The sequence below is a fragment of the Bacillus sp. C28GYM-DRY-1 genome, assembly GCF_030519405.1.
GTDB lineage: Bacteria > Bacillota > Bacilli > Bacillales > Bacillaceae > Bacillus > Bacillus spizizenii_A.
This window is the reverse complement of sequence record NZ_JAUMKF010000064.1, coordinates 1-451: the sequence shown is the minus strand read 5'-3', so window position 1 is coordinate 451 and position 451 is coordinate 1. Positions and strand designations below refer to the sequence as shown.

Genomic DNA, 451 nt, shown 5'->3' with positions numbered 1-451 from the left:
GGGTGTCTCCGGTGTCGTTGACCTTCCGGGGGTCGCCCGAGGTGTAGCCGACCGCTGCCACAGGAGGCTCCTTACTTGCCGTGAGTGGAGCCGCCGAGGCGCTCGATGGCCTTGCTCGGGGTGTTGGTCTGTGCCTGCTGGTCATCCTCGGAGGCCAGCAGGACATCCACGGAGTACGGCAGGACAAGGGACTGCCCATCGGGGTGGTCGTGCTGTCCGTCGAAGGACACGTCTCCACGGGGGTGCAGGCCCCTGTGGAGTGCCTGCTGCAACACGGACACCTTGTTCGCTTCGTGTGAGCCGACGTCGCCGTTCCAGCTCTTGGCGGGCACGACGTACTCCCGGTGGAAGCGACCATCCTGCGGGCCGTCCGTGGTCCGGGCGTTGATCTCAGTGGTGCTGTCGTCGGTCTTCTTGGTCTTCTTCTGCGCGGCCACGGCGTCTCCTTGGA

Annotated in this window: 1 protein-coding gene; it reads right to left on the bottom strand. The window is 66.1% G+C overall.

Annotated features, from left to right (window positions below; translation table 11 throughout):
- Nucleotides 1-71 precede the first annotated feature (71 nt).
- Nucleotides 72-451 (bottom strand): hypothetical protein (locus Q3W56_RS20685; RefSeq protein WP_302896703.1); only part of this gene is annotated, 380 nt, incomplete at its 5' end.